Origin of the sequence: Rhodoferax sp. (assembly GCF_030646845.1) — a bacterium.
Taxonomy (GTDB): Bacteria; Pseudomonadota; Gammaproteobacteria; order Burkholderiales; family Burkholderiaceae_C; genus Rhodoferax.
On the sequence record NZ_JAUSLE010000008.1, the window covers coordinates 1 to 6657 of the forward strand.

General features: G+C 63.0%; 7 protein-coding genes and 1 pseudogene. 7 read left to right on the forward strand and 1 reads right to left on the reverse strand.

Annotated elements, in window-relative coordinates:
• From Q7T10_RS03020 to accD, 4 genes and pseudogenes are all read left to right on the forward strand, one after another.
• A pseudogene (locus Q7T10_RS03020) lies at positions 1–262 on the forward strand (N-(5'-phosphoribosyl)anthranilate isomerase); the annotation flags it as partial.
• The gene (trpB, locus tag Q7T10_RS03025; RefSeq protein ID WP_304745769.1) at positions 240–1547 is read left to right on the forward strand and encodes a tryptophan synthase subunit beta; all 1308 of its coding nucleotides are present in this window, start codon (positions 240–242) and stop codon (positions 1545–1547) included. The pseudogene Q7T10_RS03020 and the gene trpB, both read left to right, overlap by 23 nt.
• Positions 1544–2365: a tryptophan synthase subunit alpha gene (gene trpA / locus Q7T10_RS03030; RefSeq protein ID WP_304745771.1), complete on the forward strand. Its 822-nt coding sequence runs from the start codon at positions 1544–1546 to the stop codon at positions 2363–2365. Before trpB ends, trpA begins: the two co-directional genes overlap by 4 nt.
• A gap of 28 nt (positions 2366–2393) precedes the next feature.
• Complete coding sequence (accD, locus tag Q7T10_RS03035) at positions 2394–3266, forward strand: acetyl-CoA carboxylase, carboxyltransferase subunit beta (protein WP_304745773.1); 873 nt, start codon at positions 2394–2396, stop codon at positions 3264–3266.
• Positions 3267–3297: 31 nt separating this feature from the next.
• Here accD and Q7T10_RS03040 read toward each other — a convergent pair whose 3' ends face one another.
• Complete coding sequence (locus Q7T10_RS03040) at positions 3298–3864, reverse strand: YggT family protein (protein WP_304745775.1); 567 nt, start codon at positions 3862–3864, stop codon at positions 3298–3300.
• 109 nt (positions 3865–3973) lie between these two features.
• On the opposite strand from Q7T10_RS03040, the gene lysS reads away from it, so the two are divergent.
• The 3 genes from lysS to Q7T10_RS03055 all read left to right on the forward strand — a co-directional run.
• Positions 3974–5512, forward strand: coding sequence for a lysine--tRNA ligase (lysS, locus tag Q7T10_RS03045; protein ID WP_304745777.1), 1539 nt, complete (start codon positions 3974–3976; stop codon positions 5510–5512).
• 7 nt (positions 5513–5519) lie between these two features.
• Positions 5520–5846, forward strand: a complete 327-nt coding sequence (locus tag Q7T10_RS03050; protein ID WP_304745779.1) for a tRNA (5-methylaminomethyl-2-thiouridine)(34)-methyltransferase MnmD — start codon at positions 5520–5522, stop codon at positions 5844–5846.
• A gap of 48 nt (positions 5847–5894) precedes the next feature.
• On the forward strand, positions 5895–6657 hold a 763-nt coding region (locus Q7T10_RS03055; protein ID WP_304745781.1), incomplete at its 3' end, for an FAD-dependent oxidoreductase.

A 6657-nucleotide genomic window follows, 5' to 3' on the forward strand; every position in this document is an offset into this window, starting at 1 on the left:
GTCACTTCTTCCTCCAAGCGTCAACGCTCACCTCGTTTTGTCTGGTGGACTCACACCTGCAAATGTGACCGATGGCATTTTGCAAGTGCGGCCGCGTTGTAAGACGCTGGCCGTCGATGTCAGTTCGGGCGTCGAGATTTCCAGCGGAGGGACCACCCTCAAGGGAATCAAAAGCGCCGAAAAGATCCATCAGTTCGTCGCAGCCGTTCGTGCCGCCGACGACTTACTTGCAAAGAACCATGTACACCTACCAGCAACCTGACTCGACGGGCCATTTCGGGATTTACGGCGGCAGTTTTGTCTCCGAAACGCTGACCCATGCGATCAACGAGCTGAAAGACGCTTACGCGAGGTACCAGCACGATCCGGCCTTTCTCGCCGAATTCCATTACGAGCTCAAGCATTTCGTCGGCCGCCCCTCCCCCATCTACCATGCCGACCGCATGAGCCGCGAGCAGGGCGGCGCTCAGATTTACCTCAAGCGCGAGGACCTGAACCACACCGGCGCGCACAAGATCAACAACACCATCGGCCAGGCCATGCTGGCCAGGCGCATGGGCAAGCCGCGCGTGATTGCCGAAACCGGCGCCGGGCAGCACGGCGTCGCGACGGCCACGATCTGCGCGCGTTACGGCCTCGAATGCGTGGTCTACATGGGCAGCGAGGACGTCAAACGCCAAAGCCCCAACGTCTACCGCATGAAACTGCTGGGCGCCAGCGTGGTGCCGGTCGAGTCGGGCAGCAAGACCCTGAAGGACGCGCTGAACGAAGCGATGCGCGACTGGGTCGCCAACGTCGACAACACCTTCTACATCATCGGCACGGTGGCCGGCCCGCACCCCTACCCGATGATGGTGCGCGACTTCCAGAGCGTGATAGGCACCGAGTGTCTTGTGCAAATGCCCGAGATGCTGGCGCAAGCCGGCTGCAAGACCGATCAGCCGGATGCCGTGGTGGCCTGCGTCGGCGGCGGCAGCAATGCCATGGGCATTTTTTACCCCTATATCCAGCATGAGGGCACCCGCCTGATCGGCGTGGAAGCGGCCGGTGAAGGCCTGGACAGCGGCAAGCACTCCGCCTCGTTGCAATTGGGCAGCCCCGGCGTGCTGCACGGCAACCGCACCTATGTGCTGCAGGACGACGATGGCCAGGTCACTGAAACCCACAGCATCAGTGCCGGGCTGGACTACCCCGGCGTCGGCCCCGAGCATGCGTTTCTGAAAGACATTGGCCGGGCCGAATACGTCGGCATCACGGACGCCGAGGCCCTCGCCGCCTTCCACTATCTGTGCCGGACCGAGGGCATCATTCCCGCGCTGGAGTCCAGCCATGCTGTGGCCCATGCCATGAAGCTGGCCAAGACCATGCGGCCCGATCAGTCGATCCTGGTCAACCTGTCGGGACGGGGCGACAAGGACATTGGCACCGTGGCCGACTTGAGTCACGCCGACTTCTTTTGCCGCCCCAGTTGCACCGGCCAATCCGTGAAAGGGGGAGAAACCTCCACCCTGGGCGCTGCACAGCCAATCGTGAGGATGGCCAAATGAGTCGCATCGCCCCAACTTTCGCCAACCTGAAAACACAGGGTAAAAAGGCGCTCATTCCTTACGTGACGGCCGGTTTTCCCTTTGCCGACGTCACGCCCGAGTTGATGCACGCGTTCGTCGCCGGCGGCGCAGATGTCATTGAGCTGGGCGTGCCCTTTTCCGACCCCAGCGCGGATGGCCCCGTCATTCAAAAGGCCGGCGACAAGGCGCTGGCGCTGGGCATCGGCATGGTTCAGGTGCTGGACATGGTGCGTGCATTTCGCACCCGCGACGCGACCACCCCCGTGGTACTGATGGGCTACGCCAACCCGGTGGAACGCTACAACCAGAAGCATGACCGCCAAGACGGCAAGAGCGCTTTTGTCGTTGATGCGGCACAGGCCGGCGTGGATGGCGTCCTGATCGTCGACTACCCGCCCGAAGAGTGCGAGGGCTTCGCGGCCGAGCTCAAGAGCCACGGGCTGGACCTGATCTTTTTGCTGGCCCCCACCAGCACCGACGAACGGATGCAGCAGGTGGCCCGCGTGGCCAGCGGTTATGTCTATTACGTCTCGCTCAAAGGCGTCACGGGGGCTGGAACACTCGACACGGCGGCGGTCGAGACCATGCTGCCGCGCATCCGCCGGCATGTGAATGTGCCGGTCGGCGTCGGATTTGGCATCCGGGATGCCGCCACCGCCCGCACCATCGGCAAAGTGGCCGATGCAGTCGTCATTGGCAGCAAAATCATCCAGCTGATTGACGAACAGTCCCGAGACCAGGTCGCCCCGGTCGCCCAGAGCTTCCTGCGCGAAATCCGGACGGCTTTGGATTCATAATCGACCCCCTGAACTGCGGAGTACCTCCATGAGTTGGCTCGAAAAACTTCTCCCCCCCAAAATTCAACACACGGACCGCGCTGATCGTCGTGGCGTGCCGGAAGGGCTGTGGATCAAATGCCCCAGTTGCGAAACCGTGCTCTACAAAACGGATCTGGAGCAAAACCAGAACGTATGCCCGACATGCAGCCACCACCACCGCATCGGTGCGCGAGCCCGGCTCAATGTGTTTCTGGACAATGAGGGCCGGTTCGAGGTCGGGCAGGAAGTGCTGCCGGTGGATGCGCTCAAGTTCAAGGACAGTCGCAAATACACGGAACGCCTGAAAGAAGCACTGGAAAACACCGGCGAGACCGACGCACTGGTGGTGATGGGCGGCGCGGTGCACGGCATCGGCGTGGTGGCGGCCTGCTTTGAATTCGAGTTCATGGGCGGCAGCATGGGCTCGGTGGTGGGCGAGCGCTTTGTGCGCGGCGTGCATACCGCCATTGAGCAAAAAGTGCCTTTTGTCTGCTTTACCTCCACCGGCGGCGCGCGCATGCAGGAAGGCCTGCTGAGCCTGATGCAGATGGCCAAGACCAATGCTTCGCTCACCCGACTGGCCAAAAAGGGCCTGCCCTACATCAGCGTGCTCACGGACCCGACCATGGGTGGTGTCAGCGCCGGCTTTGCGTTTTTGGGCGACGTCGTGATTGCCGAACCCAAGGCGCTGATCGGGTTTGCCGGTCCCCGGGTGATTGAGTCGACCGTGCGGGTCACGCTGCCGGAAGGCTTTCAACGCGCCGAGTTTTTGCAGACCAAGGGTGCGATCGACTTTATCTGCGACCGCCGGGAACTGTGCAAAACCGTGGCCAGCACGCTTGCCATGCTGCAGCGCCAGCCCGCCGACGCGGTCATCTGAGCAAAACGGGCCGGCGCGACCGGCCCGGCGGTCAGGTGGCCAGCAGAGCCAGCGCCTGCAGATGGCCGAGCGCAATTGACGCGATCTGCAGCAGCACCAGCAGCACCAGCGGCGACAGGTCAATGCCGCCGACCAGGGGCAGCAGGCGGCGGATTGGCGTCAAGGGCGGCGCACACAAGCGCTCAATCAGATCGGACAGCGCCGAACGGGTTTGCACCCAGGACAAGACCGCGAACACAATCACGAGCCCCGTCAATCCGGAGATGGCCAGCCGCACCAGGCCAAAAGCGGCCAGAATTGGAACGGCAAACAAGCCACCCCCCGCTCCGGCCAGCAGCCACAGCAGCAAAAACTGAACCAGTAACAGCAGATAGGCCGCCACCAGGCTGGCCAGGTCCCAGCGTCCCAACGCCGGCACCACGCGCCGCAACGGCAGCACCAGCCAGTCGGTCAAGGCAAAGAGAAAACGTCCCAGCGGATTGCCCGAGCGCGCCGACATCGGAATGCGCTGGTACTGCATGTAAAGCCGCAGCAGACAGGCACCGCCCAGCACGCCGGTGGCGACCTCTAGCAACAGGGAAATGATTTGGTACAGCATAGGTTTCGGGAGTAAATCTCACCGGATCATAGCGACAGGGCGCGGTCAACTTAAAATCTCTTCTTTCGGCCAAAAATGGCCGTTCACTGCCCTTCCTATTGCGCCCCACATGTCTGACCACAACATCCCCCCAGTTCCAGCCCCCCAGGACGAAAACCAGCTGATCGCCGAACGGCGCGAAAAGCTCAAGGCCATCCGCCAGGGCCAGGCCGATGGCAAGGGTGTCGCCTTCCCCAACGATTTCAAACCCGCCGACCGTGCGGTCGACCTGTTTGCGGCCCACGCGGGCCAGACCCCGGAGGGCCTGCTCGAGCAGGGCGCCATCGCCAAGGTGGCCGGGCGCATGATGCTCAAGCGCGTCATGGGCAAGGCCAGCTTTGCCACCCTGCAGGACAGCACGGGTCGCATCCAGATCTACATCAAGGGTGAGGATGTCGGCGAAGACCTGTACGCCAGCTTCAAGCATTGGGACTTGGGCGACATCGTGGCGGCCGAAGGCAAGATCTTCAAGACCAAGACCGGCGAACTCTCGATCCACGCGACCAGCGTGCGCCTGCTGACCAAAAGCCTGCGCCCCATGCCCGACAAGTTTCACGGCATGAATGATCAGGAGGTGAAGTACCGCCAACGCTATGTCGACCTGATGACCGATGAGACGGCCCGCAAGCGCTTCACGGCCCGCAGCAAGGCGGTGAGCGGCATTCGCGAGTTCATGGTCGCGCACAATTTCCTGGAGGTGGAGACGCCCATGCTGCACCCCATTCCGGGCGGTGCCAATGCCAAGCCTTTCACCACGCACCACAATGCACTGGACATGCAATTGTTCCTGCGCATCGCGCCGGAGCTGTACCTGAAGCGCCTGGTGGTCGGCGGCTTCGAGAAGGTGTTCGAAGTAAACCGCAACTTTCGCAACGAGGGACTCAGTCCGCGCCACAATCCGGAATTCACCATGATGGAGTTCTACGAGGCCTACACCGATTACCAGCGGCTGATGGACTTCACCGAAGGCCTGCTGCGCCACTCGGCCCGCGAGGCGCTGGGCACGGAGGTGTTCGAGTATCAGGGACGCGCGCTCGATCTTTCCAAGCCCTTCGCCCGGCTGACCATCGTCGGCGCCATTCATCACTACCACCCCGGCTACACCTTCGAACAACTCAACGATGTCGACTGGCTGCGGCAAAAGCTAAAGGATCTCAGGGTGGACATGAAGGCGCCGCACATGGCGCGCGCCGGGCTGGGCAGCCTGCAACTGGCGCTGTTCGAGGAAACCACGGAGGCGGAGTTGTGGGATCCGACCTACATCATCGATTATCCGGCTGAAGTCTCGCCGCTGGCACGCAGCAGCGACAGCAACCCGGAAATCACCGAGCGTTTCGAACTGTTCATCGTCGGTCGCGAAATAGCCAACGGCTTTTCCGAACTCAATGATCCTGAAGATCAGGCGGCGCGTTTTCTCCAGCAAGCCAAAGCCAAGGAAGCGGGTGACGAGGAAGCCATGTACTACGACGCCGCGTACATTCGCGCTCTGGAATACGGCCTGCCGCCGACCGGTGGCTGCGGCATCGGCATCGATCGTCTGGTGATGCTGCTGACCAACTCGCCGTCGATCCGCGACGTGATCCTGTTCCCGCAGATGCGCCCGGAGTAATGCCGGGGTGACGCCATCGCCGCTGGTTCCCGCCGAGCGCGCGGAAGCCGGCGACGGCACGCCGTTCTCAAGAATCTACGATGACGTCTATCACACGGCCCACGGCGGCCTTGCTCAGGCCCGCCACGTGTTCCTTGCCGGCAATGACCTGGCGGCACGCTGGCATGGCGCCGACCGCTTTGTCATATGCGAAACCGGATTCGGCCTCGGCTTGAATTTTCTCGCCACATGGCAAGCCTGGCGCGAGTCACAGGTGAGCGGCCGACTGCACTATGTCTCGGTCGAAAAGCATCCCTTCCGCCGCGATGATCTAGCCGGATTGCTGGCGCCCTAGCCCGACCTGGCCGGCCTGGCCGGCCAACTGCGGCGGCAGTGGCCGCCGCTGACGCCGGGTTTTCACCGGCTGCATTTCGACGACGGCAAGCTCACCCTGACGCTGCTGTTTGGCGACGCCCAGGCATTGTTGCCGCAACTCGTAGCCAACGTCGATGCGATCTTTCTGGACGGTTTTGCCCCGGCAAAGAATCCGGAGTTGTGGTCGTCCGCCCTGCTCAAAACGATCACCCGCCTCTGCACGGGTCAGGCGACGCTGGCCACCTGGAGTGTCGCCGGCGAAGTGCGCCGTGCGCTGGAACAGGCCGGCTGGCAGTTGGAACGCCGCCCCGGCTTTGGCGGAAAGCGCGAAATGCTGGTCGGTCGGCTTGAAATCGCCGTACCACCAGCGCCGACTCTTGGCGTGTCTCACTCACCCCAGGAGCGCCGCGCCATCGTCATCGGCGCCGGACTCGCCGGCACCGCGATCCGCGAACGGCTGGCCAGCCGCGGCTGGCATGTCGACCTCTTCGAACGCCATGCGGCCCCTGCGCAGGAAGCCTCGGGCAACCCGGCCGGCATACTGCTGCCGCATATGGCAAAGGACGATGCGCTGGCGGCGCGGCTGTCCCGCGCCTGTTATCTGTATGCGCTGCGCCGCTTTGCCAATCTGGACGGCGTGCGCTGGTCGCCCTGCGGCGTGCTGCAAATCTCGCGCGACGCGGCGCATGAAACCCTGCAGCGAGCCACGGTGCAGGAACTCAAGCTGCCGGCCGACTTTGCCGACTTTCTCGAACAAGATGCCGCCCAGGCCCTGATCGGTCGACCACTGG